The organism is Kribbella sp. NPDC023855 (assembly GCF_040639475.1).
GTDB lineage: Bacteria > Actinomycetota > Actinomycetes > Propionibacteriales > Kribbellaceae > Kribbella.
Genome location: NZ_JBFAAA010000007.1, coordinates 189,258 through 216,178, shown reverse-complemented (window position 1 = coordinate 216,178; position 26,921 = coordinate 189,258). Strand labels below are relative to the sequence as shown.

Sequence of the window (26,921 nt, the reverse complement as noted above, 5' to 3'; positions counted from 1 at the left end):
GTCCATAACTTGCCTCTTGCCCGTCGGACCGTCTGCGGACATAGTCAGCACGATGCCTGCGCAGCCGGAGGTCGCCGAGCCGCGCGGCAACCGTTCGCTGGTGGTCGCCGCGCTCGCCGTCACCCAGACGGTCGGCTACGGAGTCCTGTACTACGTCTTCGGCGTCTTCCTCGGCCCGATGAGCACCGACCTCGGGATCTCGACGGCCACCTCGGCCGGTGCGCTCACCCTCGCGATCCTGGTCAGTGGCGTCATGTCGGTCCCGGTCGGCCGATGGCTCGACCGGCGCGGCGCGCACCTGCTGATGACGGCCGGCTCACTACTCGCCAGCATCGCCGTCCTCGCCTGGTCGCAGGTGCAGAACGTGATTCAGCTGTACGCCGTGTTCGTGCTGATCGGGATCGCCTCGGCGATGGTGCTCTACGGTCCGGCGATCGCGGTCCTGGTCGCAGTACTGGAGCCTAAGCGGCGTACCAATGCCCTGCTGGTCGTGACACTGGTGGCCGGTCTGGCGAGCACGATCTTCATCCCGCTGGCCGGCCAGCTGATCAGCGCGCAGGGCTGGCGGCACGCACTGCTGATCCTCGGCCTGGTCCACAACCTGGTGACCGTGCCGCTGCACGCCCTTGCCCTGCGAGGCACCCGGCCTCCCGGCACGACAACGGCCGACCGCGGCGATCGAGGTCGCGCGCTCCGGGTGGCGCTCCGGGACGGCGGCTTCTGGTTGATCACCACCGGCTTCGTCCTGCACAGCGGAGCGCTGGCGATCGTGTCGGTCCACCTCGTCCTCTTCCTGGTCGACCTCGGCTACCAACCCGCCGTCGCCGCAGGCCTCACCGGACTCCTCGGCCTGTACTCCGTCACCGGCCGGATCGTCACCTCCGTCCTGCAGCGCTGGCTCGACATGTCGACGATCGCCGCCCGGACCTTCCTGATCCAATGCTTCGCGATCGGCGTCCTGCCGCTCCTCGGCAGGCATCCCCTCGGTGCTGCCCTGTGCATCGTCCTGTTCGGTCTCGGCTTCGGCGTCTCCACTCTCGCCACCCCGGCGATCCTCCTGGACCGGTACGGCGCCGCCGGGTACGGCACCATCTCGGGAGCACTCGCGACGCCAGTGCTCGCGGCCCGCGCGATCGGCCCGCTCGGAGCCGCTCTGCTCGCCACCACGGCTGGCTACCGGTACACGATGGTCCCGGTCGCTCTGGCCTGTGTCGCCGCGAGTGTCTGCCTGACCTTCAGCCGGTACATTCCGGGGCCGCAGGCGCGCGCGACCCATGACGTACACCAATAGCGTCATCTGACGGGCGCGGAGCAGGTGGGCCGGCTCCTATCTTCCAGATATGGACATGAAACTAGAGGTAGTAGTCATCCCCGTCAGTGACGTCGACAAGGCCAAGGCCTTCTACGAGCAGCTCGGTTGGCGGATGGACGCCGACTTCGCCACCGAGCAGGGCTTCCGGGTCGTGCAGGTGACCCCGCCGGGCTCCGAGGCAGCCGTGATCTTCGGCAGCGGAGTGTCGGCCGGCCAGCCCGGTTCGGCGCAGGGCCTGCACCTGGTCGTCAAGGACATCGAAGCGGCTCGCGAAGAGCTGGTCGCCAACGGCGCGGACGTCAGCGAGGTCTGGCACGACGCCGACGGCATCTTCCACCACGCCGGTGAGGCGAACCGGGTCTCCGGTCCGCACCCCGAGCGGGCCAGCTACGGCTCGTATCTCTCCTTCAGCGACCCGGACGGCAACGGCTGGATCGTCCAGGAAGTCGTCACCCGCGCACCGGGTCGCTGAGCGGACCGGCGAGCGAGGACTGCGACGATGGACACCGTGGAAGACCAGACCGGCATCATCCTCGACGCTCTGCAGCGGGCCGCGGCAGCGCACGGAGTACACGAAGCTGAGGAGCTCGGCGGCAAGTTCGACGAGCAGTGGCCGCTCTGGTACGCCGGGCACATGACCAAGACGCTGGCCGAGAGTGGTTACCGGATCGTCCGGACCGGCACCGACGACGACAAGTAGGGCGGAGCAGAGCATGGGAACGACGGAGTACGACGTCATCGTCCTGGGCGGTGGCGCGGTCGGCGAGAACGTCGCCGACCGCGCGGTCCAGGGCGGGCTGAGCGCGGTGATCGTCGAGAGCGAGCTGGTCGGCGGCGAGTGCTCGTACTGGGCCTGCATGCCGTCGAAGGCGCTGCTGCGGTCTGCGCAGGTGCTCCGCGCCGCCCGGCGGGTGCGGGGCGCCGCTCAGGCCGTGACGGGCGACGTCGACGTACCGGAGGTGCTCGCCCGGCGCGACGACTTCACCAGCCACTGGAAGGACGACGGCCAGGTGAAGTGGCTCGAGAGCGCCGGCATCTCGCTGGTCCGCGGCCATGGCCGGATCACCGGTCCCAAGGAGGTGACGGTCGGCGGAGAGGTACTCACGGCGCGGCACGCGGTTGTGGTGTCGACCGGGTCCGACGCGCTCGTGCCGGACATCCCGGGCCTGCGGGACGCCGACCCGTGGACGAGCCGCGACGCGACCAGCGTGAAGGCCGTGCCGCGAAGCCTGGCGATCATCGGTGGCGGTGTTGTGGCGACCGAGATGGCGACGGCGTACGCGGGCTTCGGTACGACGGTCACGGTGATCGCCCGCAGCGGCTTGCTCGAATCGATGGAGCCGTTCGCGGGTGAGATGGTGGCCGCGGGGCTGCGTGAACTCGGCGCCACGGTGCTGCTCAACACCGAGACGAAGAGCGTGAAGCGGGTGGACGACGAGGTCGTGCTCGAACTGGGTGACGGCTCGACCGTCTCTGCGCAGGAGGTGCTGGTCGCGACTGGACGTACGCCGCGCACCGGGGACATCGGGCTGGAGACCATCGGGTTGAAGCCGGGGAGCTGGCTGGACGTCGACGACACCTTGCAGGTGCGCGGGTTTGACTGGCTTTATGCGACGGGTGATGTCACTCATCGCGCGTTGCTCACCCACCAAGGCAAGTACCAGGCGCGCGCAGCCGGCGACGTGATCGCCGCCCGCGCGAACGGCCGGCCGGTGTCGGACGAGAAGTGGGGAACGCATGTCGCAACGGCCGACCACGAGGCGGTCCCGCAGGTCACCTTCACCGAGCCGGAAGTCACGTCGATCGGCCTAACCGCGGCCGCCGCCGAGAAGGCGGGTTACAAGACCCGGGTCGTCGACTACGAGATCGGCAACGTAGCAGGCGCCAGCGTCGCAGCCGACGGCTACAAAGGCACGGCCCGCATGGTCGTAGACGAACAACGCAAGGTGCTCCTAGGCGTCACCTTCGTAGGCCCCGACGTAGCCGACCTCTTGCAGGCGGCAACCATCGCAGTAGTAGCCGAGGTCCCCCTAGACCGCCTCTGGCACGCAGTACCCGCCTACCCAACAATCAACGAAGTCTGGCTACGCCTCCTGGAGTCTTACGGCCGCCCGTAAGCCAACCAACAGCTAAGAGCAACAGACAAGAGCAACAGACAAGAGCAACAGACAAGAGCAACAGACAAGAGCAACAGACAAGAGCAACAGACAAGAGCAACAGACAAGAGCAACAGACGGTCCACCGTCGCTGCCCCGGCTTGTAGGTGCCGGTGGTGACGGTCGGCGCTTGGCTGATGTGAAGGCTGTGGTGGCGGGGCTGTGCTCCGCACTCGGAGGTGGTCGGCGCCCACCCAAGTCCAGGACTTGGGTGGGCGCTTCAGTTCAACCACGGGCTGAGGTTGGTGCTCGTGCTCGGGGCATTGACGGGGGGTTATCTGTTAGGTAACTTTCCTAACAATTCTTCGACCGCCCCGGGAGACCTCATGATCAGACGATTTCGACGTACGGCTCTGTTGTTACCAGTGATGATCGTCGCCGCGCTTGGCGTGGCTGACGCTACGGCCGGGACTACAGCCGATGTGCTGTTGTCCCGTTCGAAGCCCGTTCTCACCTCCAGCAACGAGACCAGCACGCTGACCGGGCCGAAGGCGGTCGACGGCAGCCTGACGACGCGCTGGGCCAGTACCGAGTTCGTGGATCCGCAGTGGATCCGGGTCGACCTCGGGCAGCCTTCCAGCATCAGCAGGGTCAAGCTCAACTGGGAAGTCGCCTACGCCAAGGCGTACCGGATCGAGGTTTCCGACGACGGGACCACGTACCGGACCATCAAGAGCGTCACCGACGGCAACGGCGCCACCGACGACCTGACCGGCCTCACCGGCCACGGCCGCTACGTCCGCGTCTACGGGACCGTGCGAGGCACGAGCTACGGCTACTCGCTGTGGGAGCTCGAGGTCTATGGCACGGCTGACTCGGGTGACGACACCGAGGCCCCGACGGTACCGACCGGCCTGACGTCGACCGGCGTCACGGCGACGACCGCCGCGCTCGCGTGGACCGCTTCGACCGACAACCGCGGCGTCACCGCGTACGACGTACTGCGCAACGGCGTCGTCGTCGGCTCGTCCGCCACCACGCAATACTCCGACAGTGGATTGACCGCGAACACGGCGTACCAGTACTCCGTGCGTGCCCGTGACGCGGCCGGTAACCAGTCGGCGGCGAGCGCCGCGATCACCGTCACCACCAGCGCGACCGGCACCGGCAACTTCGTCCTGGCCGCGGCCGGTGACATCGCCGACCAGTGCACCGCGTCCAGCTCGAGCTGCATCCACCCGAAGACCGCAGCGCTGGTCGAGCGGATCGCTCCGGCCAACGTCATCACGATGGGCGACAACCAGTACGACGACGCGCACCTGTCCGACTTCCAGAACTACTACGCCAAGACGTGGGGCCGGTTCAAGTCGATCACCAAGCCGATCCCCGGCAACCACGAGACCTACGACGACACCCCGTTCGCCGGCTACGAGCAGTACTTCGGTTCGGCGATCGCGAAGCCCCAGGGCAAGCGGTACTACAGCTGGGAGAAGGGCAACTGGCACTTCGTCGGCCTCGACTCCAACGACTTCAGCGGCGAGAACGGCCTGGCCGAGCCGGAACAGATCACCTGGCTGCGGAACGACCTCGCGAACAACACCAAGGGCTGTGTCCTGGTCTACCTGCACCACCCGCGGTACAGCTCCGGCAGCCACGGTGACAACCCGTCCGTCGCCCCGGTGTGGGACCTCCTGGTCGACGCCAAGGTCGATCTGATTCTCAACGGTCACGACCACCACTACGAGCGCTTCCTGCCGCAGGCCAAGGACGGCAGCGTGGACTCGAACGGTCCGGTCCAGATCATCGGCGGCACCGGCGGCAAGGACCTGTACACGCCGAATGCCGGTCACGACGCCACCGCGAAGCTGCTGAAGACCTACGGGGTGCTGAAGCTGACGATGACCGACAACACCTTCCAGAGCTCGCTGATCGGGCTCGACAACCGGGTGCTGGACGCCAGCCCGACCTACACCTGCCACTCGTAGGTCGGACCGATGTATCTCGCCGAGAGTCGTAGTAGCGCTTCGACCAAGGTCGAGCGGCGCCGATGGCGCCGGGTGCCGGCCAACGTGGTCGCGCTCGGTGTGGTCAGTCTGGTCACCGACATCTCCTCGGAGATGGTGACGGCGATCCTGCCGCTCTACCTGGTGATCGGGCTCGGTCTGAACCCGTTGCAGTTCGGTCTGCTGGACGGGCTCTACGCCGGGGCGACCGCGGTACTGCGACTCGCCGGCGGGCATGTGGCCGATCGCTGGCGGCGGCTCAAAGCCGTCGCCGGCATCGGCTACGGGCTGTCCGCGGTCAGCAAGCTCGGCCTGCTGGCCGCCGGATCGTCGGTCGCGGCGATCGGCGGGGTCCTGGCGGTGGATCGAGCAGGCAAAGGGATCCGTACGGCGCCCCGCGACGCGCTGATCTCGCTGAGCAGCAAGCCGGAGGCGCTGGGTCGCTCGTTCGGCGTCCATCGGGCGATGGACACAGTCGGTGCACTGCTCGGACCGTTGGTGGCAGCCGGGGTCTTGTGGGCAAGCCTGGGAGATTTCGACGCCGTCTTCGTCAGCAGCTTCTGCATCGCCTCCTGTGGCGTGCTGCTGTTGGTCATGCTCGTCAAAGATCATCCGCGGGTCGGGCCGCCCGTCGCCGTGCCGCTGCGGGGGATGCTCAAACTCCTGAAGATCAAGGACTTCCGGCGTTGCTGCGGCTGGGCGGCGGCCCTCGGGTTGGTGACGATCACCGACTCCTTCGTCTATCTCGCGTTGCAGCGCAGGTGGGACGTCGACACCGCGCTGTTCCCATTGCTGCCGATCGGCACGGCTGCGACGTTCCTGCTGCTGGCCATTCCGCTTGGGCGGCTGGCTGACCGCATCGGGCGCTGGAAGCTCTTTCTGGCCGGCCATGCATCCCTGGTGCTCGCTCTGGTCCTGCTGTGCGGCCCGGTGAAGAGTCCATGGCTCGCAGTCGCCGCGCTGGGCTTGCACGGCGCGTTCTACGCAGCCACTGACGGAGTACTGCCTGCTGCTGCTGGCCCCTTGCTGCCGGTGCACCTGAGGGCGAGTGGCCTCGCTCTGCTCCAGACGGGACAGGCATTGGCCCGCATGGTGTCGGCCGTACTCGTAGGACTCGCCTGGACGCTCTGGGATCTCCGGCCCGCACTCCTGTTGACCACCGCCGCCCTCTTGGTGGTCACCATCGCGGCCGCCGTCGTCCGACCTCTGGAGGAAGCACGATGAAGAAGATCTTGGTCGGAAAACTCAGCATGATCGTGTTGCTCGGTGCCGCGACCCTCTACGTCGTCCAGTCGCGGGTCGGCGGTCCCGCGGACAACGCCAGGCCGGTCGCGGCCGGACACCTCGAGCTTGCCCAGGGCAACCTGTACTTCCGCAATCTCGCCAAAGGGCCGGACCAGGGCAAGCTGTCCGCGGTCTCCGTCACCGACCCGGGTGGCCCGCGACAGGTCGAGAAGCTGCGCTGCGACCGGTTCGCGACAGCTCGCGGTACGAGCATCTGTCTACGGCTCAAGCCCGGCTCGTTGCCGCCCTACACCGAGATGCTCGTGCTCGGCCCCGACCTCGCCGTCAAGCACAAGGAGACCCTGCCCGGTACGCCGAGCCGCGCCCGCGTGTCGCCGGACGGCAAGATCGTGAACTGGACCTTGTTCGTCAGCGGCGACTCCTACGCCACCACGGGATTCTCCACCCGGAGCGGGCTCTACGAGGTGGAGACCAAGACGCTGGTCAAGAGCATCGAAGAGCTCCCCGTCTTCATCGACGGCCGCCGGTACTTCGCGTCGGACGTGAACTACTGGGGGATCACGTTCGATGCTGATGGCAACCACTTCTACGCGACCTTGGGCAGCAAGGGAAAGACCTACCTGATCAAGGCGGACTACCGCCAGTATCGCGGTGAGTCCATCGCGCAGAACGTCGAGTGCCCGTCGCTGTCGCCGGACGGGAAGCGGATCGCCTTCAAGCAGAAGAACCCCGACGGGAGCTGGCGCCTCGCGGTACTGGAGCTTGCGACCGGTCAGGTGACGCATCCGGCGGAAGGCCGGGCGATCGACGACCAGCCGCTGTGGAAGGACGACAACACGTTGCTCTACGCACTCAAACGGGGTGCGAGCTCCGACATCTGGTCGACCCCGATCACGCCGACGGGCACCCCGCGGTTGCTCGTACCGGATGCCGCCTCACCCGCCGTCGGGTGACCCTGGCATCCTGACCGGCATGGATGATGTCGAGGTGGCGATCGCGGCGGCCGAAGCCGGTGCGGCAGTGGTTCGGGAGCTGTACGGCACGGCGGTCGGACGGCACGACAAGTCGCCGACGGATTTCGCGACGGACGCCGACCTGGCCGCGGAGAAGGCGATCGGCGAGGTGCTCCGCAGCCAGCGGCCGCACGACGCCGTGGTCGGTGAGGAGTTCGGCGCCTCCGGACAAGGCGATCGCACCTGGCTGGTCGACCCGCTGTGCGGCACGCTCAACTTCGCTGCCCAGACACCACTCTTCTCGGTGAACATCGCACTACGCTCCGGCGCGGAAACGCTGGTGGCGGCAGTGGCCGATCCGCTTGCCGGCGAGATCTTCTGGACCGCCGGTACTACGGCCACGCTCCGCCGGTCCGGCGTGGATACGCCCTTGATGCCGTCGGCAACATCACGGCTGGTGGACATCGATGCCGATGCTCCACGTGACGCCGACCTGCTGCCCGCCGAGTTGATCGACCCGGAGTTCCGGGACATCTTCGCGCCGCGCGTCTCGTCGACCACGCTCACCCTGGCCTGGACGGCAGCCGGGCGGCGTGCGGCGTACGTGTCGAACGGGATCCTGCGCGACAGCGTGCACTTCACCCCCGGCATCGCGCTGTGCCAGGCGGCAGGCTGCATCGTCACCGACCTTCGCGGCGCACCTCTGCACACCGGCCCCGGCCTGGTCGCGGCCGCCGACGCCAAGAGCCACCAGCAACTGCTCGACTTCATTGCCCGCCGGTTGCCCAAACCTTAGGACTCCCGGACCACCAAGTGGCCCGGTACGACGTGAACGCCCGGACTCGGATCACCGTTGATTGCTTTGAGCAACAGTTCGGCGGACCGCCGGCCGATCTCCTCGAGGCCGAGATCCACCGTGGTCAACGGCGGCCGGGCGGCCTCGGCGACCAGCGCCCAGTTGTCGACCCCGACGACGCCGACCTGGTCGGGCAGCGAGATCCCGGCCTCCCGCAGCCCGTCGGTCACGCCACGGGCCAGGACGTCGCTGCCGCAGAACACGCCGTCGAAGTCCTCCTCCGCGCGGAGAAGCTGGGCGACCGCGAAGCGACCCCAGGCCTCCGTCCAGCTGCCGAAGAGCGGCGGCCCGGCAGGCTCCAGGCCTTGCTCGGCCAATGCCTCGGTCAGTCCGGCGGCCCGCTCGCGAGAGGAGGCGTGTGACTCCGGACCGGTGATGTGCGCGATTCGCCGGCGTCCGGTCTTGACCAGGTGCTCGACCGCGAGCCGGGCGGCGCCGCGTTCGTCGCTGACGACGCTGCAGTCCTTCGGGTTGCTGCTGGGCGAGAAGGCATACACGACAGGAACCGGCAGGTCCTCGCCGAGCGAGCGACGAGGGTCGGTACTGCGACCGGCGACGATGATCCCGTCGACGCGGCGCTCGAGCAGTTTGCGCAGGTGGTGCGACTCGCGGATCGGGTCGTCGCGGCCGTCGCACAGGAAGGCGATCATCTCGCCGGCGGCCAGCGAGTCCTCGGCGCCGCGCATCACCGGGATGCCGAACCGGCCGTAGCTGTCGGTGGTGATGACGCCGACGGTGAAGGTCCGGCCGGTCAGCAGGCTGCGGGCCACGTTGTTCGGCGCGAAGCCGAGCTCGTCGGCGACGGACCGGACCCGGGCGCGGGTCTCCTCGCGGAGCCGGCCACGGCCGTTCAGGGCCTTGGACGCGGTCCCGACGGAAACGCCGGCCTTCGCGGCGACATCGGTGATGCCGACCCGGCGGGCCGGGCGGCCGGGTTCTTCGGTCATGACCCGCTTCCTGGTGTGGAGAGGAAAGTTTTCCTAGAAGATACCGCAACGCGCTAGATTGGCCGACGAGAAAACCTTTGCCCGATTTTCTCTGACCGCGCGACGAAAGGCAGCAAGTGAACCTTCACGCCCCTGGACCGGCCGTCCAACTGGATCCTGCTTCGCTGCTGGGCGGCTGGCAGGAACTCAACGCCACTGCCACCATTCCGCACTGCCTGGACAACCTCCGGCGGACCGGCGTCCTCGCGAACTTCAGCCGGCTCGCCGACGCGGGTCCGGAGGGACCCGAGGGCGAGTTCGCCGGGTTCTGGTTCGCCGACTCCGATCTGTACAAGACCCTCGAGGCGATCGGCTGGGAGATGGGCCGCACCGGCACCGATCAGTGGGCAGACGTGCTGTCCGAGGCAGCTGACCTCCTCGAGCGGGTGCAGACCTCCGACGGCTACCTCAACACCTACATCCAGGGGACGCCAGGCCTGGAGCGCTTCGACCGGCTCGAGCACAGCCACGAGCTGTACTGCGCCGGCCATCTCCTGCAAGCGGCCGTGGCGCTGCATCGTGGCGGCGGCAACGAGCGCATCCTGGCGGTCGCGCGAAAGCTGGCCGACCTGATCGTCAATGCCCTCGGCAACGACAAGCCGCTCATCGACGGGCATCCCGAAGTGGAGACCGCGCTGGTCGAGCTCTACCGCGAAACCGGGGAGGAGTCCTATCTCCGCGCGGCCGAGTTGCAGGTCGAGCGGCGTGGCCGCCGAGTGCTGCCCGGCGGGCGACTCGGTTCGCAGTACTACCAGGACCATCTGCCGGTGCGCGCGGCGACCGAAGCCATCGGGCACTCGGTGCGGCAGCTGTATCTCGCCGCCGGGGTCACCGACCTCTACCTGGAGAACAAAGACGAGTCGCTGCTGCGCGCGATGGAGCAGCTGTGGGACAGCGCCTTCGGCAGCAAGATGTACATCACCGGCGGACACGGGTCGCGGCATCGCGACGAGGCGTACGGCGATCCCTACGAGCTGCCGCCGGACCGCGCGTACGCCGAGACCTGCGCGTCGATCGCTGCCCTGCAGTGGTGCTGGCGCATGCTCCTCGCGACAGGCCAGGCCCGGTACGCCGAGGAGATGGAGCGCGCGCTCTACAACGCGATCGCCGCGTCGATGGCGAAGAACGGCACGGCCTTCTTCTACTCCAACCCGCTGCAACTCCGCACCGGGCATGACGGTTCGAACGAGGATGCTCCCAGCGAGCGTCTGCCCTGGTACGACTGCGCCTGCTGCCCGCCGAATCTTGCCCGCCTGCTCGCCTCGCTGCACAGCTACTCGGCGACCTCGGATGCAGCCGGACTGCAGCTGCAGCTCCTCAGTGCCGGCACGTTCGCCTCCGACAATCTGACTGCCGTCGTCGAGACCGGCTATCCCTGGGACGGCGACGTCCTGGTGACCGTCAGCGGCCAAGGCGAGTTGGCCATTCGCGCACCAAGCTGGGCCGCCGGCGCCACTCTTGCCGTGACCGGTGCGACGGTGCTTGCTGAACCAGTTCCGGGCGACTACCTGCGGGTGTCCTGCGAAGACGGCGCCACCGTCCGGCTCACCCTGCCGATGACGCCGCGGCTGGTGCGCGCTGACGAGCGCGTCGACGCCGTCCGTGGCTGCGTCGCGATCCAACGCGGACCGCTCGTGTACTGCGTGGAGCAGGCCGACCTGCCAGACGGCGTACTGGTCGAGCAGTTGCGCCTCGACCCTTCGGCGACCATCACCGAAGAGCAGGACGACTTCACTCCCGTCAGACTCCGCTTCGACGCGATCGCCAAACCGCTCGAAACCGAGCTGTACAAGGCGTACCAGCCACAATCCCCGGCCGGTCCGCCGATCACCGTCACCGCCATCCCGTACCACGCCTGGGCCAATCGCGGCCCAGGCGCGATGCGCGTCTGGCTTCCCTTGGCCTGAACCGTCAGAGGCCGAGGGCCAGGCGGTGGTAGGCCTGGTTCCAGCGGATCTCCTTCTGGAACTGGCGGGCGTCCGTGTTGGCGTCGATGGTGAGCAGCTCGGTGCGGAGCATCGTGGCCAGGTCGTTCAGCTCGTCCGAGGTGACCGATGACGACAGCACCGTGTGGTGCGGGGCGCCCGCGGTCAGCCAGGACTCGGCCGACGTACGGAAGTCCGGGCGGGGCTTCCAGACCGCGCGGGCTACGGGCAGCTTGGGGAGGGGCTCGGCGGGGGCGACGACGTCGATCTCGTTCGCCACCAGCCGGAACCGCTCGCCGAGGTCGGCCAGTCCGACCACCACGGCCGGGCCGGGAGCGGCGTCGAAGACCATCCGGACCGGGTCCTCGCGGTTGCCGATGCCGAGCGGGTGGATCTCGATCGACGGCGTACCGGACGCGATCGACGGGCAGACCTCGAGCATGTGCGCGCCGAGGATCAGCTCCTCGCCCGGCACCAGGTGGTACGTGTAGTCCTCCATGAAGGACGTGCCACCCGGCCGGTCGCCACCGATGACCTTCAGCGTGCGGAGCAGTACCGAGGTCTTCCAGTCGCCCTCGCCGCCGAACCCGTAGCCGTCGCCCATCAGGCGCTGGACAGCCATCCCGGGGAGCTGACGCAGCCCGCCGAGGTCCTCGAAGTTCGTGGTGAAGGCGGTGAAGTCGCCGGCGTCGAGGAATGCCCGCAGGCCGGCCTCGATCCGGGCGGCGTACCGCAACGAGTCGTGCCGATCGCCTTCGATCCGCAGCTCCGGCGCCAGCCGGTACACGTCGTCGTACTCCTTGACGAGCGCGTCGACCTCAGCATCCGGTACGGCGTCCACGGAGGCGACCAGGTCGTTCACCGAGTACGTGTTGACCGAGACTCCGAAGCGCCGTTGCGCCTCGACCTTGTCGCCTTCGGTCACCGCGACGTCGCGCATGTTGTCACCGAAGCGGGCCAGCTTCATCGTGCGCAACGCGGCCAGCCCGGTCGCGGCGCGGGCCCAGCCGCCGATCCGCGCGGTGACCGACGGGTCGCTGACGTGACCGGCGACGGTGGTCCGCGGGATGCCGAGCCTGGTCTGGATGTACCCGAACTCGCGGTCGCCGTGGGCGGCCTGGTTCAGGTTCATGAAGTCCATGTCCAGGTCGGCCCAGGGCAGCGCGACGTTGGCCTGGGTGTGCAGGTGCAGCAGCGGGACCTGGAGTGCTTCCAGGCCACCGATCCACATCTTGGCCGGCGAGAACGTGTGCATCCAGGCGATCACGCCGATGCAGTCCCCGGCCGCGTTCGCCTGCAGGAAGGTCTGCCGGATGGCGTCGGCGTCGGTGACGACCGGGTACCAGACGACCTCGGCCTGCAGGTCGGCCGAGTCGTTGAGTGCGGCAACAATCTGCTGCGACTGGACGGCGACCTGGTCGAGGGTTTCGGGGCCGTACAGTCCCTGGCTTCCGGTGAGGAACCAGATCTGCGGCCGGCGGGAGGCTTTCATGATGACTCCAGTGGTCAGCGCTGACCGTAAACGGTCTGGTAGCGGTGGTAGAGGCTGTCGATGTGAGCGGGGTCGATGGGGACGAGCGGGCCGCCGGTCTTGGCGATGTGCACCGTGCGGGCGACGTCCTCGCACATCACCGCGGCCTTGACGGCGGCGCGCGCGTCCTTGCCGATGGTGAAGACCCCATGGTTGCGCATCAGCACGGCCGGTGAGCGGGACTCGGCCAGCGTCTCGACGATGCCCTGGCCGATCGAGTCGTCCCCGATCAGGGCGAACGGCCCGACCGGGATGTCGCCACCGAACTCGTCGGCCATCGCGGTCAGCACGCACGGGATCGGCTCGTTGCGGGCGGCCCAGGCCGAGGCGTACGTCGAGTGGGTGTGCACCACCCCGCCGACGTCGGGCCTGGCCCGGTACACGTACGCGTGGGCGGCCGTGTCGCTGGACGGCGACAGGTCACCCTCGACCAGGTTGCCGTCCAGGTCGCACACCACGATCGAGTCGGCCGTGAGGTCGTCGTACGAGATCCCGCTGGGCTTGATCACGAAGAGTTTCTCGCCCGGCACCCGGCCGGAGACGTTGCCCGACGTCCAGGCGACCAGCCCGTAGCGGACCAGTTCCGTGTGCAGCGCGGCCACCTGGCTGCGCAGTTCGGCGACGACAGCAGACGCGGTCACCCGATCACCTCGTTCTTGAGTTTGTGGAGCCGGTGCAGTACGCCGTTGCCGCCGTACGCCTCGCCGGCGAAGTAGTCGTGGAGTCCCCGGTACTCGGCGTACAGGAGGTCGTAGCGGTCGGCCCGGTCGGAGTCGGGCCGGTAGGCGGACTCGATCCGGCGTCCCATTGACGCCGCTGCCGCCGGCACGTCCGGATAGGTGCCGGCGGCAACGGCCGCATGGATGGCCGAACCGACGGCCGGGCCCTGTTCGGAGGCGACCACGGAGATCGGGCGGCGGAGGACGTCGGAGTAGATCTGCATCAGCAGCCGGTTCTTCAGCAGGCCGCCGGCGACGATGAACTCGTCGACCGCGACCCCCTTCTCCTCGAAGGCCTCGACGATCCGCCGGGTACCGAAGGCGGTGCCCTCGATCAGTGCCCGGTAGCCGTCCTCGGGGCGGGTCGCCAGGGTCTGCCCGACCAGTACGGCGGACAGGTCGTGGTCGACCAGGATCGACCGGTTGCCGTTGTGCCAGTCGAGCGCGATCAGGCCGTGGGCGCCGACCGGCTGCTCGGCCGCGAGCTCTTCCAGGTAGGTGTGCACGGAGATGCCGCGGCGGTCGGCCTCGGCGACGTACGCCGGGGGGACGCAGTTGTCGACGAACCAGCCGAAGATGTCGCCGACCGCGGACTGCCCGGCCTCATAGCCCCAAAGTCCGTCGATGATGCCGCCGTTGACCACGCCACACATGCCGGGAACTTCGGCCAGCTGATCCGACGACATGACGTGGCAGGTCGACGTACCCATGATCGCCACCAGCTGACCGGGGCGAGTCGCGTCGGCGGCCGCGGCAGTGACGTGCGCATCCACGTTGCCAGCGGCAACCGCGATGCCGGCGGGCAGGCCGGTCCATTCGGCGGCTTGCGGGCTGAGCCGGCCGGCGAGTGCGCCCAGCGGGAGCAGTTCGCTCGCGAGCTTGTCGGTGAAGTCACCGAAGGCCGGGTCGAGGGCGAGCAGGTAGTCCCGGGACGGGTAGCCGCCCTCGGTCCAGATGCCCTTGTAGCCGGCGGTGCAGACGTTGCGGGACTCGGTGCCGGTGAGCTGCCAGATGATCCAGTCGGCGGCCTCGATCCAGCGGTCGGTCCGCGCGTACACCTGCGGGTCTTCCTGCAGCAGCTGCAGGCCCTTCGCGAACTCCCACTCGGAGGAGATCCGGCCGCCGTACCGTGCCAGCCACGCTTCGCCGCGGTCCTCGGCGAGCTTGTTGATGGCGTCGGCGTGCGGCTGGGCGGCGTGATGCTTCCACAGCTTCGGCCAGGCGTGCGGCCGCTCGGCGAACTCGGCGATATCGCAGAGCGGTGTGCCGTCGGCCGTGGTCGGGAGCACAGTGCAGGCGGTGAAGTCGGTACCGACGCCGATGACGTCCGCGGGGTCCACCCCGGAGACGGCCAGCGCCTTAGGCACCGCGCGTCGCAGTACGTCGACCCAGTCGGTCGGCGACTGCAGCGCCCAGTTCGGGCCGAGCCGGACCTGGGTCCCGGGCAGGGCCGTCTCGATCACGCCGTGGGAGTACTCGTGCACGGCGCTGCCGAGTTCCTCGCCATCGGACACGCGGACGACGACGGCCCGCCCGGACAGGGTGCCGAAGTCGATACCGACGGCGTACTGCTGGCTCTTGTTAGCGTTCACACTCTGCTCCGCACTGCGGTTGGGAAGAAGGGGGACAAGGGATCAGGCACCCGGTGGGGCAGCGGTGCTCGCGCGCGGTACCAGGCTCGCGGCGACCGACACCCGGCGTTGCCGGGCCGGTGGATCTTTCTGCAGCTGGCCGAGCAGCAGTTCGATGCTGTGCCGGCCGACCAGACCGAAGTCCTGCCGCACCGTCGTCAGCGGCGGACTGAAGAACTCGGCTTCCGGCAGGTCGTCGAACCCGACCACGCTGACGTCGTCGGGCACCCGGACACCGCGCTCGGACAGTGCCCGGAGCAACCCGAGCGCCATCTGGTCGTTGGCCACGAACACCGCGGTTGCCTCGGCCGGCAGGCGGTGCCCGGCCTCGTAACCCGACCGGGGGCTCCAGTCACCGGTCAGTACGTCGGGCACCCGCCGGCCGGCGGCTTCGAGCGTGTCACGCCAGCCCTTGAGCCGGCCTTCCGCCTCGAGCCAGTCGTCCGGCCCGGCGACGTGCCAGACCGTCTCGTGCCCGAGATCGAGCAGATGCTGTACTGCGAGCCGCGCGCCGCCGACCTGGTCGACACTGACGACCGGCACCTTGCGGGCCCGGCCGCCTTCGACGGCGACCGCCGGGAGGTTGTCCGGCACGCTGGCCAGCGCCTGGGCGGCCTGGCGTTGGGGGGCGACGACGACAATTCCGTCGATGCCCTGGCCGGCGAGGTGCTGGATCGCTTCCTTGACGCTGTCCCGGGTGATCGCCTTGAGGCTCACGATGCTGATGAAGTAGCCGGCGGCCCGGGCGGCCTGCTCGATGCCGTGCACGGTGCTGGCCGGTCCATACAGGGTGGTGTCGAAGCTGACCACGCCCAGAACTCGCGAGTGCCGGGTGACCAGCGCCCGGGCCGAGAGGTTGCGGCGGTAGCCGAGCTCCTCGATCGCCTGCAGGATCCGCTTGCGCGTGCTCGGGTGGACGTTCGGCAGGTCGTTGAGGACCCGGGAGACGGTCTGGTGCGAGACGCCGGCGACGCGGGCCACGTCGGCCATCACCGGCGGTCGCGACGCCCTCACCCTCATCGACCAGTTCTCCTCACGTTCGCTGTACCGGTTAACTGTGAACGCTAACACTCGCCCGGTCAAGCCCTCTCGCTCACCCGATCCCCCGGCCGTTTCGCAGGGTGGAACCAGGGCTGCCGCCGGAGGCGGCAGCAGGCAGGATGGCTGGATGGACCTCTCGCTGCTGATCAGCTTCCTGGTGGCCGTGTTCTTCATCAGCGTGGTGCCGGGGCCGGACATGCTGTTCATCGTCGCCAACGCCGCGGTCGGCGGGCGACGGGCCGGGATCGTGGCGGCCGCCGGGATGTCGACCGGGATCGCGGTGCACACCATCGCGGCCGCGCTCGGGCTCGGTGCGCTGATCCAGGCCGCGCCGGAGCTCCTGACCGTAGTACGGGTGCTCGGCGCGGTGTTTCTGCTGTACCTCGCGGTCACCAGCTGGCGGGCGAGCCGGCGCGGCGAAGAGCCCGCTGAAGCCGCCGAAGCCGCCGAGGCCGCGGAGCCGGTGCGGGTGCCGAAGCGGTCGTTGCGCAAGACCTACCTGATGGCGACGCTGACCAACCTGGCGAATCCGAAGGTCATTTTGTTCTACCTGGCCTTCGTGCCGCAGTTCCTGACCGCCGGAGCGGGCAGCTGGCCGGTGACCGTCCAGTTGCTGACGCTCGGTGCGCTGTTCATCGCCGTCGGCTTCCCGGTCGACGCGGGGGCCGGCCTGCTGGCGGGCAGCCTGACCGAGCGGCTGGTCCGGGCCGGCGGCACCTTCCGCCGCCGGCTCGACCGCTTCTGCGCCGCCGTCTTCGCCGGCCTCGCCGCCCGCGTCGCGACGGACATCCACTAACTCAATCTGAGCATCACCGAGCCGTGCGGCTCCAGTTCGAGGGGCAGGTCCGGGCCGGTGGGTTGGAGGGTCTTGCCGGTCCACAGCTCCGTGATGCGGTTGGTCGGGGTGGCGCCGATCGACAGGAGCGGGACGGTCAGGCGCTGCGGTTTGCCGCCCAGCCAGAAGACGGCGGCGTAGCGAGCGCCCGGGTGCTGGGGCGCGGTCGCGGTTGCCGTCCAGACGATCAGCTCGCCGTCGCGCAGTACCTCCCGGTTGTCCTTCGAGGATGACAGGACCTCGAGGACGTCGCGGTTGGTGAGCAGGTCGATCGTGTCCGGTGGGGACGTCGGCAGGTCGCCGCCGACCATCAGCGGTGACCGGGCGATGGCCCACAGGGTCATCATGGTTTGCTGCTCGGCCGGGGTCAGCCGGCACAACCGGTCGTCGCCGCGTTCGGCGCGGATGCCGATCCGGCCCAGCGGCAGCATGTCGCCGTCGGCCCAGCCGTCGGGTCCCGAGTGTGGTGCCCAGCGGGCCAGCCGGGTGAACTGCGCCTCCAGGTCCTCCCAGCGGTCCCACAGGTCGTCGGAGATCCGCCACATCGACGAGTGCTCGCGCAGGTGCGGGAGGTTGGCCATCGACAGTTCGCGGCCCGGCGAGAGGCTCAGTTCGATCGGGCGACCGGCTCGCTCGATCGCTTTTGCGTACGCCTCGATCTCCCTTGCCTGGTAGGGATAGAGGAAGTCGTCGCCCTTGACGAAGTCGACGCCCCAGCTCGCGAGCAGCCGCAGTTGCGCGTCGTAGTACTCCTGGGCACCGGGATGGTCGTGGTCGAGTCCGTAGTTGTTCGGATTCCACGGGCATACCGAGGTCGTGTCGGCGAACTGGCGAGCCGTCCACGGTGTACCGGCGACGGGCAGGTCGCGTTCGACGGCCTGGCGCGGGATGCCGCGCATCATGTGTACGCCGAAGCGCAGGCCGAGCCCGTGGATCTCGGCCGCGAGCGGCGCGAATCCCTTGCCACCAACCGACGACGGGAACCGGTTGGGTGCCGGTAGCAACTGTCCGTGCTCGTCGAGGACCAGGTCCGGGTCGTCGTTGTAGCCGTGCGCTCTGGCCGCCGGTTCGTACCAGCAGATGTCGACCACCACGGTGTCCCAGCCGTACGGCAGCAACCGCTCGGCCATGAACCGCGCGTTCGCGAGCACCTCCTCCTCCGTCACGGTGGAGCCGTAACAGTCCCAGCTGTTCCATCCCAGCGGGGGAGTAGCCCGAACGAGGCTCACAGGTCGAGCTCGATGGTCGCGAACGAGTGCGGCGGCAGCGTCACCCGCAGCCCACGCGCGTCGGTGGTGATGTCCGTCAATTCGGTCGGCACGACGACCTCCGGCTCGGCCGCCGTGTTGTGCGCCTGCAACTCAGGTGCCGTCAGCAACCGTCCGCGATGCGCGCGAACCGTTGCCCCACGCAAGTCCAGTACGACGTCCGCGGCCGCGGCCGGATCGAGATTCGTCACTGACACCAGCGCCTTGTCACCCTTCACACTGGCCGATGCCGAGAGGAACTCCAACTGCTTGCCGTCGAGCGCGTACGGCGCCTGCTGATCGACCACATGCACCGGTACGGCGGTCGCATCATGGTGACCCTTGTTCATCTCGAACACGTGGTACGTCGGCGTCAGCACCAGGCCGGTGTCGTCGGTCAGCACCATCGCCTGCAGGACGTTCACGGTCTGCGCGATGTTCGCCATCACCAGCCGCTCGGCGTGCCGGTGGAACACGTCGAAGTGCAGGCTCGCCACCAGGGCGTCCCGCAAGGCGTTCTGCTGGTACAGGAACCCGGGGTTCGTGCCCGGCTCGACGTCCCACCAGGTGCCCCACTCGTCCAGGACCAGGCCGATCTTGCGTTCGGGGTCGTAGGCGTCCATCACCGTCGAGTGGCCGGTGAGCACCCGATCGATGTCCTGCGCCTTGATCATCGTCCGGTAGTAGTCGTCGAACCCGAACTGGGTGGCGCTGCCCTTGTGTTCCCAGGTCCCGGGGACGGTGTAGTAGTGCACCGAGATGGCCTGGAAGAGGTCGCGCGGGGTGCCGCCGAGCTTGCTGATCGACTTCATCAGGGCTTCGGTCCAGGCCAGGTCGTGGTCGGAGGCACCGGCGGCGATCCGGTAGAGCTCGTTGCCGTCGTGGTTCTTGCAGAAGGTGGCGTACTGGCGCGCCAGGTCGACGTACGCCTCGGCGGTCAGGTTGCCGCCGCAGCCCCAGGCCTCGTTGCCGATGCCCCAGAACGGCACCTTCCAGGGGTCCTCCCGGCCGTTCTCCTTGCGGAGCCGGACCATCGGGCTGTCACCGTTCCGGGTCAGGTACTCGACCCAGTCGCTCATCTCCCGGACCGTGCCGCTGCCGACGTTGCCGTTCACGTACGGCTCGGCGCCGAGCAGCTCGCACAGGGCCATGAACTCGTGGGTGCCGAAATGGTTGTTCTCCACCACGTTGCCCCAGTTGGTGTTGACCATCCCGGGCCGGTCCTCGCGCGGGCCGATGCCGTTCATCCAGTGGTACTCGTCGGCGAAGCAGCCACCCGGCCAGCGCAGGTTGGGGATGTTCAGCGCCCGCAACGCCTCCACCACGTCGAGCCGGATCCCGCCCTCGTTGGGCAGCTCGGAGGACTCTCCGACGTAGAAGCCGTCGTAGACACACCGCCCCAGGTGCTCGGCGAAGTGACCGTAGAGGTGGCGGCTGATGGTCGGGCCGGGGACGTCGAGGTCGATCACGACCCGAGCGGCTGAGGCGTCGGACAAGATGTCTCCTAAGTCTGTGAGCGGGGCCGGCGGCGGGCGATCGGGGTGCTCGCCGGGCTGGCCAGACCGAGCTGGCCGAGGAACTGTTCGAGGGCGAAGGCGGCCATCCCGAGGGCGACCGGGTTGCCGGGAACGCGGGACGACTCGACGGTGAGGTTCGGCAGCGATCCGGGCAGGACGTGTTGTGGGAGTTCCTCGCGGACGGCCGGCACGATCCATTCGGCCAGCGCCGCCGAGGTCCAGCCGGTGAGCGTGATCGAGGGGATGTCGAGCACGTTGACGAGATCGCCGAGGGCCGCGGCGAGGTAGTGCGAAGTACGGGCGGCTAGTTCGGTCAGGACCGGGTCGCCGGCTGCGAGGCCCTTCGCGACGGCCTCGACGAAACCGCGTTGCTGGGACTGCTGGAGCGCCGGGTGATCGGGGTCGATCTCCGCGAGCGAGGTCTCCAGGCCGTGGACGCCGAGGTACGCCTCGACGCAGCCGCGGCGCCCGCACCGGCACTGCCGGCCGTCGAGCTGGAGCAGCGTGTGGCCCCACTCGCCCGCGTTGTTGTTGGCGCCGCGGATCAGGGCTCCGTCGATCGCGATCCCGGCGCCGACGCCGGTCCCGAGGTTGACCACGGCCATGCTGCCGGACACCCGCCCGACCCCGAACCACATCTCCGACAGCGTGACGGCCTTGAGCGGGTTGTCGACGTACACCGGAATTTGCAGGCGCTGCGCGAGCAGTGCCTCGATGCTGACGTCGTGCCAGTCCCAGTTCGGGGCGAAGACCGAGACGCCGGCGTCGGGGCTGACCTGGCCCGGCATGCTGACCCCGCTGCCGAGGATGCTGCCCAGCCCGCCGGCAACGTCCGCGACGGCCGCTTCGACCGCGCGGACGATGCCGTCGACGACGTACGACTGGCTGTTCTCGTGTTCGTCCAGCGTCACCTCGCCGTGGCTGACCGGTTCGAGCGCGATGTCGTAGACGGTGGCGGCCACGTACGTCTCGGCGACGTCGACCCCGACGATCCGGCCGCGATCCGGGTCGATCGCCAGCCGCTCGTACGGCCGTCCGACGGTCCGGCGCTCCAGGGTCGCGATCTTCAGCACACCTTCGGAGAGGAACTCGGTGACCAATGTGGCGACGGTCGCCGTGCTGAGTCCGGTGTGCTTCGAGATCTCCTGCCGGGTCGACGGACCCAGCTCGAACAGCGCGTGGAGAACCTCGAACCGGCTCTCGTTGCGAAGATCACGTGACGTCTGCCTCGGCACCATTTCCCCCTCTGGACCTGGATGGACCTAGCCTCAGCCTACGAAGCTCAGGAACACCCGGACCCCCGACGCCCCGCAGCAGCAGCGTCAGGCCCTGCCAGCCGGCGGGCACCCACAAGATGTCGGGGTCGCCACCCGAGAACCTGGGTCGGTCGCCGGTCCAGATCCGGCCGAGACACTCACCCGCAGCCCAGCCGGTCACCCGGAGCTGCGAACCATCGAGCCGGACCACACAGTCTTCGCCGCTGTCGGGCAGGTCGACCTCGAGCCAGACTTCCTGCCCCGGTTCGAGCGTCAGCGGAAGCTCGATGTCCGTCGTCGCGGCCTCGCGGGTGGCGAAGGCGGTGAGCAGTTCGTCGTCCTGCGCGGTGCAGGTCCAATCCGTCAGGGGCTGGAGGTGCAGCAACTCGGCATGGAGTCCGTCACCGCTCGGATGGTGTGGCAGCGTGACCGAGACTTCAGCGGTCCCGGCGGGCAGCATCACCCACGGGTTCTCCCGGTTGACTGTGCTCGGTACGCCTCCATCCAGACTCACACTGATCGGCTGGTCGACGCCATCCAGGTAAAGGGCCGCCGTACCGGGCAGGTCGAGACGGCGCGAGTAGGTGATCGGTACGCCGACGCGCGTGCTGCTCCAACCGCCGAGCGACCGAAGCGGGGCCGGCTGACCAGCCCAGTGACCGTCCACGGTCCACGATGCATCGAGAGCCTGAACGTCCTGGACGGTCCACACCGTGCCCAAACCGCGGAGCGCGCCGAGCCGGAGCGCCGGCAACCGCGAGTCGTCGAAGTTGGCGTGGCCCCAGATCTCGACCGTCGCCTCGATGGTGGACCGGCCGGACGCGGCGCGGATGTCGATACGCCGGGTAGCGCCAAAACTGGCGATAGTCGGCTGAACCTGGCCATCGATCGACAGGTCGACAAAATCGGACGCGCCGACCAGCAGCAGTTCGTCGACACCCGTCAGCTCAGCAGTCGCCGAGTACGTGCCACGCCCTCGGTAGACACCGAGCGATTCGAGTGCCGGCGGCGTCTCGTGGGTGCCGGCCTCCTGCGCGGGCGCAGTACCGGCTCGTTGCCTGACCGAGCGAACCACGGTCGGCACGGGTGGCACAGCCTCAGCCGGTACGCCGCGCGGTTCGACGACGACTGTGACTCCGTCGACTATCTGCTGTTCACCCACGGGGATCTCGGCTTGCGTCTGCCCGATGACGACAGTCACCGGAACCGCGGAGGAGAAGACCAGCTCCGAGCCGGTCATCGCGACCAGATCAGCCGAGGCGAGCGACAAAACCCTGTCCTGCAAGGGCAAATCGACCAGCATCAACGGACACGAGTCGGCCGCAACAGTGACCGGAATCCCACCGACCACCGCGCCGCCAGTCGTGTCGCCCAGATTCGGTACTGCGATGAGTTGACCGCCACCGTCCAGGTCCAGAGCAGACAACGACGAACTGGTCGGGAAGTCGCTGGTCACCTCCACCCGGGACATGGTGGAGGTGGCAAGCGCCACCCGCGATCCCAGCGCACTGATCACGCGCGCCAGGACCTGCGCCTCGGCGTACTCCGGCCTCTCGGCGCCGGCCGGAGAGACGTAGCCGCCGAAGTCGTAGTCGTGACTCATGAAACTGCCCGGGTCACCCCAGTTGCCGGTGGACGGGCTGTAGCCGAAGTTCCAGCCGGACGACTGCAGGTAGGGCGCGATCAACTTCGCGCCACTGGCCAGCAGCCGCCGCAGCGTCCGGTGCCGCCGATTGGTCTCGGTGACCAGCAACGGGAGATCCCGCTCCGCGAGCAGCGCGGCGTACCGGCGTACCTCCTCCTCGATGTGCGGGGAGTCGTCGTTCGGGTAGAAGTTGCACGCAGCAACAATGCCCGGGACGTCGCCGGTGGCGCCGGCGATGTCACCCTGGCCGGCACAGGCGATCAACGGCACGGTGATGCCGTGGCCGATCGCCTGGTCCCGCAAGGCGGTGAGATAGCCCGGCCGGTCCTCGCAGTCGAAGAAGTCCAGCTCGTTCTCCAGCTGGACCATGATCACCGGGCCGGCCGGATACTGGCGCTCGGCAAGGATCGGCAGCGCCTGGTCGAACCAGGCCGCCACCTGCGCCAGGTACCGCGGCTCGTTCTGCCGGACCCGTACTTCGGGATCGAGGCCCAGCCAGACCGGTAGCGCGCCGCCGTCCCACTCTGAGCAGATGTACGGTCCGGGCCGGGCGATGACGGACAGGCCGGCCTCGTGCGCGAGATCCAGGAAGGCCGCGACGTCCCGCCGCCCGCCGAACTCCCACCGGCCGGGTGCGACCTCATGGAAGTTCCACGGCAGGTACACGTCGACGCAGGTGTAGCCCGACGCGCGAACCTGCTCGAGTCGCGCCTGCCACTGCTCGCGCGGCAGCCGGAAGTAGAACAGGGACGCGCAGAGCAACAGGTCCGGCCAGCCGTCGATCCGGATGCCCTGGGCATCCAGTTCGACGCCGGCCCGGACGGCGGTGGTCGGCGTACTCACTTGACCCCCGCACTTCCGCCGCTGATGTCCATCTCGTAGAGGTACCGCTGGCCCAGGTAGTAGACCAGGATCATCGGCAACGTGAGCAGGATGGAGCCGACCATCACCAGGTTCCACGGTGGTGCCTGGAGTGCCTGCGACGTACTGGTGATGTACTGCACGCCGAGCGCCAGCGGCATCTTGGACTCGTCGTTCAGGTAGATCAGCGGGCCCATGAAGTCACCCCAGGTCGCGGTCAGGGTGAAGATGCCGATTGCGATCAGGACCGGCGCGAGCATCGGCAACATGATCCGGCGGTAGATGCCGAAGAAGCCGAGCCCGTCCACCATCGCGGCCTCGTCGATCTCGCTCGGCAGCCGGGAGACGAACTGCCGGACCAGGAATACGTTGAAGGCGTTGGAGAAGAAGTTCGGCACGATCAGCGGCAGGAAGGTGTTCACCCAGCCGAGCTCCTTGAACAGGATGAACTGCGGGATCATCGTGATCTGGGCCGGGATCATCATCGTCGCCAGCACGATGATGAACAGCACGTTCTTGCCCGGCGCGCGCAACCGGGCGAACGCGTAGCCGACCAGGCCGCTGGACAGCACCTGGCCGATCACGGCGCCGACCGAGATGATCACCGAGTTCAGCAGGAACCGCTGCATCGGCAGGTCCGTGCTGAACACCCGGGTGAAGTTCTCCCAGTGCCACTCGCGCGGGATGATCGTGAAGGTGTTCGCGTTGACGGTCTGGTCGCTGGACAACGCGATCGACACCACGAACACCAGCGGGACGCAGAGCACCGCCGAGACGATGATCAGCGTGGCGTAGCTGAACGGCGTGGCCCGGTTGGCCAACGCCACCCGCTCGGTACTGCGGGGGCGCTGCCCGGGCGGCGCCGCGGCGGGCGGCGGCCCGCCGGGAGCGGCGGTCGACAGAACGGTAGCCATCACTTCACCTCGGTCTCGTAGAACACCCAGCGCCGCGCGGTCCGGAAGGCGACCAGCGTGAACACCAGGATCACGGCGAACAGCAACCACGAGATCGCCGACGCGTACCCCATGTGGTAGAAGGAGAACGCCTCGTTGAACAGCAGCGGCACCATCATCTGGCTGGCGTTGTCAGGGCCGCCCTTGGTCAGGATGTAGACCTGGGAGAACACCTGGAACGCCCCGATCAGCCCCATGATCAGGTTGAAGAAGATGATCGGCGTCAGCTGCGGGATGGTGATGCTCCAGAACTGCCGGACCGGTCCGGCGCCGTCCACCTCGGCCGCCTCGTACAGCTCGCGCGGGATACCTTTCATTGCCGCGAGCAACAACACGGTGGCCGCGCCGGCCCCCCAGACCGACAGCAGGATCAACGCGGGTTTGACCCACATCGCCTCCAGCAGCCAGGACGGGCCCGGAATGCCGAACACCCCGAGCGCGCCGTTCAGCGGACCGGACGGCGCCAGCACCATCTTGAAGATCATCGCGGTCGCGACCAGCGGCACCAGCGTCGGCAGGTAGATCAGGGTCCGGAACAGCTTGCGCAGCCGGACCCCCTTGTTCAGCAGGTTCGCCAGCCACAGCCCGATCACCAGACCGAGCGGGACCGAGACCGCCGCGTAGTAGAAGGTGTTCCACAACGCCTTCCAGAAGACCGGATCCTCGGTCAGCAACCGCGTGTAGTTGTCCAGCCCGACCCACTTGGGCGGAGTGAAGGAGTCCCAGTCGGTCAGCGAGATGTAGATCGACGCGATCATCGGGCCGAGCAGGAAGACCACGAACCCGATGATCCACGGCGACGCGAACAGGTAGAACCACAACGCCTCCCGGCGCCGGAGCCTCGACATCGCCGGCCTAGCCCGCCGGCTTGACGATGGTCTCGAGCCGCTTCTGGATCTCGGTCAGCGAGCTCCGGGCGTCCTTCTTGCCCAGCCAGAAGTCGGCCAGTCCGTCGTCGAACGCCTTCTGCATCTCGTTCCAGGCGGGGATGAACGGCGCCCGGTAGACGAACTCGCTGGACTGGGCGAAGACGTCCATCTTCACCGGCTTGGTCATCCAGGCGGGCTTGAGGAACGCCTCGCTCTTCTGCACCTCGAGGTTGGCCGGCACGTCCTGACCGGTGGCGATGATCTTCTGCTGCGCCTCGGGGGAGGTGAGGAAGTCGATCGCCTTGAACGCCGCGTCGGGGTTCTTCGCGGTCCGGGAGATCGCCAGCCCGCTGCCGAACGCGGTCACGGCCTGCTCCTTGCCCCGCCACAGCGGCGCGATGTCCCACTCGATCTTGGACTTGGTCAGGCCGCTGATCGCCCAGAAACCGGTGGTGTTGACCGCCACCTTGCCGTTCGCGAAGGCGCCGTCACCGCCGACGTCGGCGCCCATGTCGGCGTACTGCTTCTTGGTCGGGACGACGCCGTGCTTGGTCATCAGGTCGCCGGTCCACTGCAGTGCCTCGATCACCTCGTCGGTCGCGACCGTCGGCTTGCCGGCGTCGTCGATGATCTTGCCGCCGTTCTGGTACACGAAGCTCCACCACTGCGCCCACCAGCCGCCGCCGGAGTAACCCCACTGCTTGCCCGGGACGGTGAGCTCCTTGAACGCGTCGAGGGTGGTCTCCCAGGTCCAGTCCGCCGTCGGCGCTTTGATGCCCTTGACATCGAACAGGGTCTTGTTGTAGTACACGATCATCGCGCCGGACCGGTCCGGGACCGCGTACACCTTGTCCTGGTAGGAGTAGATCTTGCCGATCGAGCCGAACCGCTTCTCCAGGTCGACGCCGGCCTTCGCGGCCAGCTCGTCCAGCGGCAGGATCTGGCTCTTGCTGGAGTACACGTTGACGTTCTCGGCCACCTGCATGATGTCCGGGCCCTTGCCGCCCGCAATCATCGTCTGCACCTTCTGGGCGTAGCCGTCACCAGGGATCAGCTGCAGCTTGATCTTCAGCTCGGGGAACTTCTTCACCAGCAGGTCGATCCGCTGCTGGTACGCCGTCTTGTCGGAATCCCCGCCCCACACCGTCATCACCAGGTCGGCGGCGGTGGGGCTGGAGCCCGAGGCCTTGTCACTGTCCGAACCGCAAGCGGTGAGTGTGATCACGCCCGCGGCGACTCCCATGCCGAGGAAACCCCGGCGGCTGAGCCGCGTCTTGTCAATCGCCATCGCGTTGACCCTCCTTGCTCGTGAACCTCGCGAGTGGGCGGTCCGGACGGGCCGCGCGGGTTCGAGTGGGGGTTAAGTTAACCCTCAGAATAACTCGCGGCAAGACCTCGGAGCCGCCGAATCCGAACCGTGACCCGGAGCGCGACATCCCA

At 68.3% G+C, this 26,921-nt stretch carries 22 protein-coding genes; 10 read left to right on the top strand and 12 right to left on the bottom strand.

The annotated features are described in order from the left end of the window. Positions 1-52: 52 nt before the first annotated feature. From AB0F51_RS25010 to AB0F51_RS24975, 8 genes are all read left to right on the top strand, one after another. Positions 53-1,291: an MFS transporter gene (locus AB0F51_RS25010; RefSeq protein WP_360283877.1), complete on the top strand. Its 1,239-nt coding sequence runs from the start codon at positions 53-55 to the stop codon at positions 1,289-1,291. Between the two features lie 49 nt (positions 1,292-1,340). Beyond that, entirely contained in the window at positions 1,341-1,784 is a 444-nt protein-coding gene (locus tag AB0F51_RS25005; protein WP_360283875.1) for a VOC family protein, read from the top strand. A gap of 27 nt (positions 1,785-1,811) precedes the next feature. Continuing rightward, positions 1,812-2,012, top strand: coding sequence for a hypothetical protein (locus tag AB0F51_RS25000; protein WP_360283873.1), 201 nt, complete (start codon positions 1,812-1,814; stop codon positions 2,010-2,012). Between the two features lie 13 nt (positions 2,013-2,025). Further along, on the top strand, positions 2,026-3,429 hold the full coding sequence (locus AB0F51_RS24995; protein ID WP_360283871.1) for an NAD(P)/FAD-dependent oxidoreductase: 1,404 nt from the start codon (positions 2,026-2,028) through the stop codon (positions 3,427-3,429). 365 nt (positions 3,430-3,794) lie between these two features. After that, positions 3,795-5,393: a discoidin domain-containing protein gene (locus AB0F51_RS24990; RefSeq protein WP_360283869.1), complete on the top strand. Its 1,599-nt coding sequence runs from the start codon at positions 3,795-3,797 to the stop codon at positions 5,391-5,393. 9 nt (positions 5,394-5,402) lie between these two features. Then, the gene (locus tag AB0F51_RS24985; RefSeq protein ID WP_360283867.1) at positions 5,403-6,635 is read left to right on the top strand and encodes an MFS transporter; all 1,233 of its coding nucleotides are present in this window, start codon (positions 5,403-5,405) and stop codon (positions 6,633-6,635) included. Then, a complete protein-coding gene (locus AB0F51_RS24980) occupies positions 6,632-7,609 on the top strand; it encodes a hypothetical protein (RefSeq protein WP_360283865.1) in 978 nt (325 codons plus the stop codon). Before AB0F51_RS24985 ends, AB0F51_RS24980 begins: the two co-directional genes overlap by 4 nt. A gap of 19 nt (positions 7,610-7,628) precedes the next feature. Next, on the top strand, positions 7,629-8,405 hold the full coding sequence (locus tag AB0F51_RS24975) for an inositol monophosphatase family protein (protein ID WP_360283863.1): 777 nt from the start codon (positions 7,629-7,631) through the stop codon (positions 8,403-8,405). On the opposite strand, the gene AB0F51_RS24970 is transcribed toward AB0F51_RS24975, so the two are convergent. Then, positions 8,402-9,412 carry a LacI family DNA-binding transcriptional regulator gene (locus AB0F51_RS24970; protein ID WP_360283861.1) on the bottom strand — a complete coding sequence of 337 codons (1,011 nt, stop codon included), beginning with the start codon at positions 9,410-9,412 and terminating at the stop codon, positions 8,402-8,404. The two genes, AB0F51_RS24975 and AB0F51_RS24970, sit on opposite strands and share 4 nt — an antisense overlap. A gap of 116 nt (positions 9,413-9,528) precedes the next feature. On the opposite strand from AB0F51_RS24970, the gene AB0F51_RS24965 reads away from it, so the two are divergent. Then, positions 9,529-11,358 (top strand): beta-L-arabinofuranosidase domain-containing protein, encoded by a 1,830-nt coding sequence (locus AB0F51_RS24965; protein ID WP_360283859.1) that lies wholly within the window; start codon positions 9,529-9,531, stop codon positions 11,356-11,358. Between the two features lie 4 nt (positions 11,359-11,362). Here the strand turns inward: AB0F51_RS24965 and araA are convergent, their stop codons facing one another. The 4 genes from araA to AB0F51_RS24945 are packed head-to-tail and all read right to left on the bottom strand — an operon-like array spanning position 11,363 to position 16,277. Beyond that, on the bottom strand, positions 11,363-12,868 hold the full coding sequence (araA, locus tag AB0F51_RS24960; protein ID WP_360283857.1) for an L-arabinose isomerase: 1,506 nt from the start codon (positions 12,866-12,868) through the stop codon (positions 11,363-11,365). Between the two features lie 14 nt (positions 12,869-12,882). Further along, on the bottom strand, positions 12,883-13,548 hold the full coding sequence (locus AB0F51_RS24955; RefSeq protein WP_360283855.1) for an L-ribulose-5-phosphate 4-epimerase: 666 nt from the start codon (positions 13,546-13,548) through the stop codon (positions 12,883-12,885). Beyond that, on the bottom strand, positions 13,545-15,218 hold the full coding sequence (gene araB, locus AB0F51_RS24950) for a ribulokinase (protein WP_360283853.1): 1,674 nt from the start codon (positions 15,216-15,218) through the stop codon (positions 13,545-13,547). Before araB ends, AB0F51_RS24955 begins: the two co-directional genes overlap by 4 nt. A gap of 42 nt (positions 15,219-15,260) precedes the next feature. After that, entirely contained in the window at positions 15,261-16,277 is a 1,017-nt protein-coding gene (locus AB0F51_RS24945) for a LacI family DNA-binding transcriptional regulator (protein ID WP_360283851.1), read from the bottom strand. A gap of 148 nt (positions 16,278-16,425) precedes the next feature. Here AB0F51_RS24945 and AB0F51_RS24940 point away from each other — a divergent pair, with 148 nt between their 5' ends. Next, positions 16,426-17,094, top strand: coding sequence for a LysE family translocator (locus AB0F51_RS24940; protein ID WP_360283849.1), 669 nt, complete (start codon positions 16,426-16,428; stop codon positions 17,092-17,094). Here AB0F51_RS24940 and AB0F51_RS24935 read toward each other — a convergent pair. Genes AB0F51_RS24935 through AB0F51_RS24905 form a run of 7 tightly spaced genes read right to left on the bottom strand, consistent with a single transcriptional unit; the run spans position 17,091 to position 26,769 of the window. After that, positions 17,091-18,299, bottom strand: coding sequence for an alpha-galactosidase (locus tag AB0F51_RS24935; protein WP_360283847.1), 1,209 nt, complete (start codon positions 18,297-18,299; stop codon positions 17,091-17,093). The two genes, AB0F51_RS24940 and AB0F51_RS24935, sit on opposite strands and share 4 nt — an antisense overlap. Before the next feature lie 59 nt (positions 18,300-18,358). Continuing rightward, a complete protein-coding gene (locus AB0F51_RS24930; protein WP_360283845.1) occupies positions 18,359-19,876 on the bottom strand; it encodes an alpha-L-arabinofuranosidase C-terminal domain-containing protein in 1,518 nt (505 codons plus the stop codon). A gap of 8 nt (positions 19,877-19,884) precedes the next feature. Continuing rightward, positions 19,885-21,135: an ROK family transcriptional regulator gene (locus AB0F51_RS24925; RefSeq protein ID WP_360283843.1), complete on the bottom strand. Its 1,251-nt coding sequence runs from the start codon at positions 21,133-21,135 to the stop codon at positions 19,885-19,887. Continuing rightward, positions 21,110-23,641: a beta-galactosidase gene (locus AB0F51_RS24920; protein WP_360283841.1), complete on the bottom strand. Its 2,532-nt coding sequence runs from the start codon at positions 23,639-23,641 to the stop codon at positions 21,110-21,112. Before AB0F51_RS24920 ends, AB0F51_RS24925 begins: the two co-directional genes overlap by 26 nt. Continuing rightward, positions 23,638-24,573 carry a carbohydrate ABC transporter permease gene (locus AB0F51_RS24915; RefSeq protein ID WP_360283839.1) on the bottom strand — a complete coding sequence of 312 codons (936 nt, stop codon included), beginning with the start codon at positions 24,571-24,573 and terminating at the stop codon, positions 23,638-23,640. Before AB0F51_RS24915 ends, AB0F51_RS24920 begins: the two co-directional genes overlap by 4 nt. Further along, positions 24,573-25,460: a sugar ABC transporter permease gene (locus tag AB0F51_RS24910; protein ID WP_360283837.1), complete on the bottom strand. Its 888-nt coding sequence runs from the start codon at positions 25,458-25,460 to the stop codon at positions 24,573-24,575. The genes AB0F51_RS24915 and AB0F51_RS24910 overlap by 1 nt, the downstream gene beginning before the upstream one ends. A gap of 7 nt (positions 25,461-25,467) precedes the next feature. Next, the gene (locus AB0F51_RS24905; protein WP_360283835.1) at positions 25,468-26,769 is read right to left on the bottom strand and encodes a sugar ABC transporter substrate-binding protein; all 1,302 of its coding nucleotides are present in this window, start codon (positions 26,767-26,769) and stop codon (positions 25,468-25,470) included. Between the last annotated feature and the right edge of the window lie 152 nt (positions 26,770-26,921).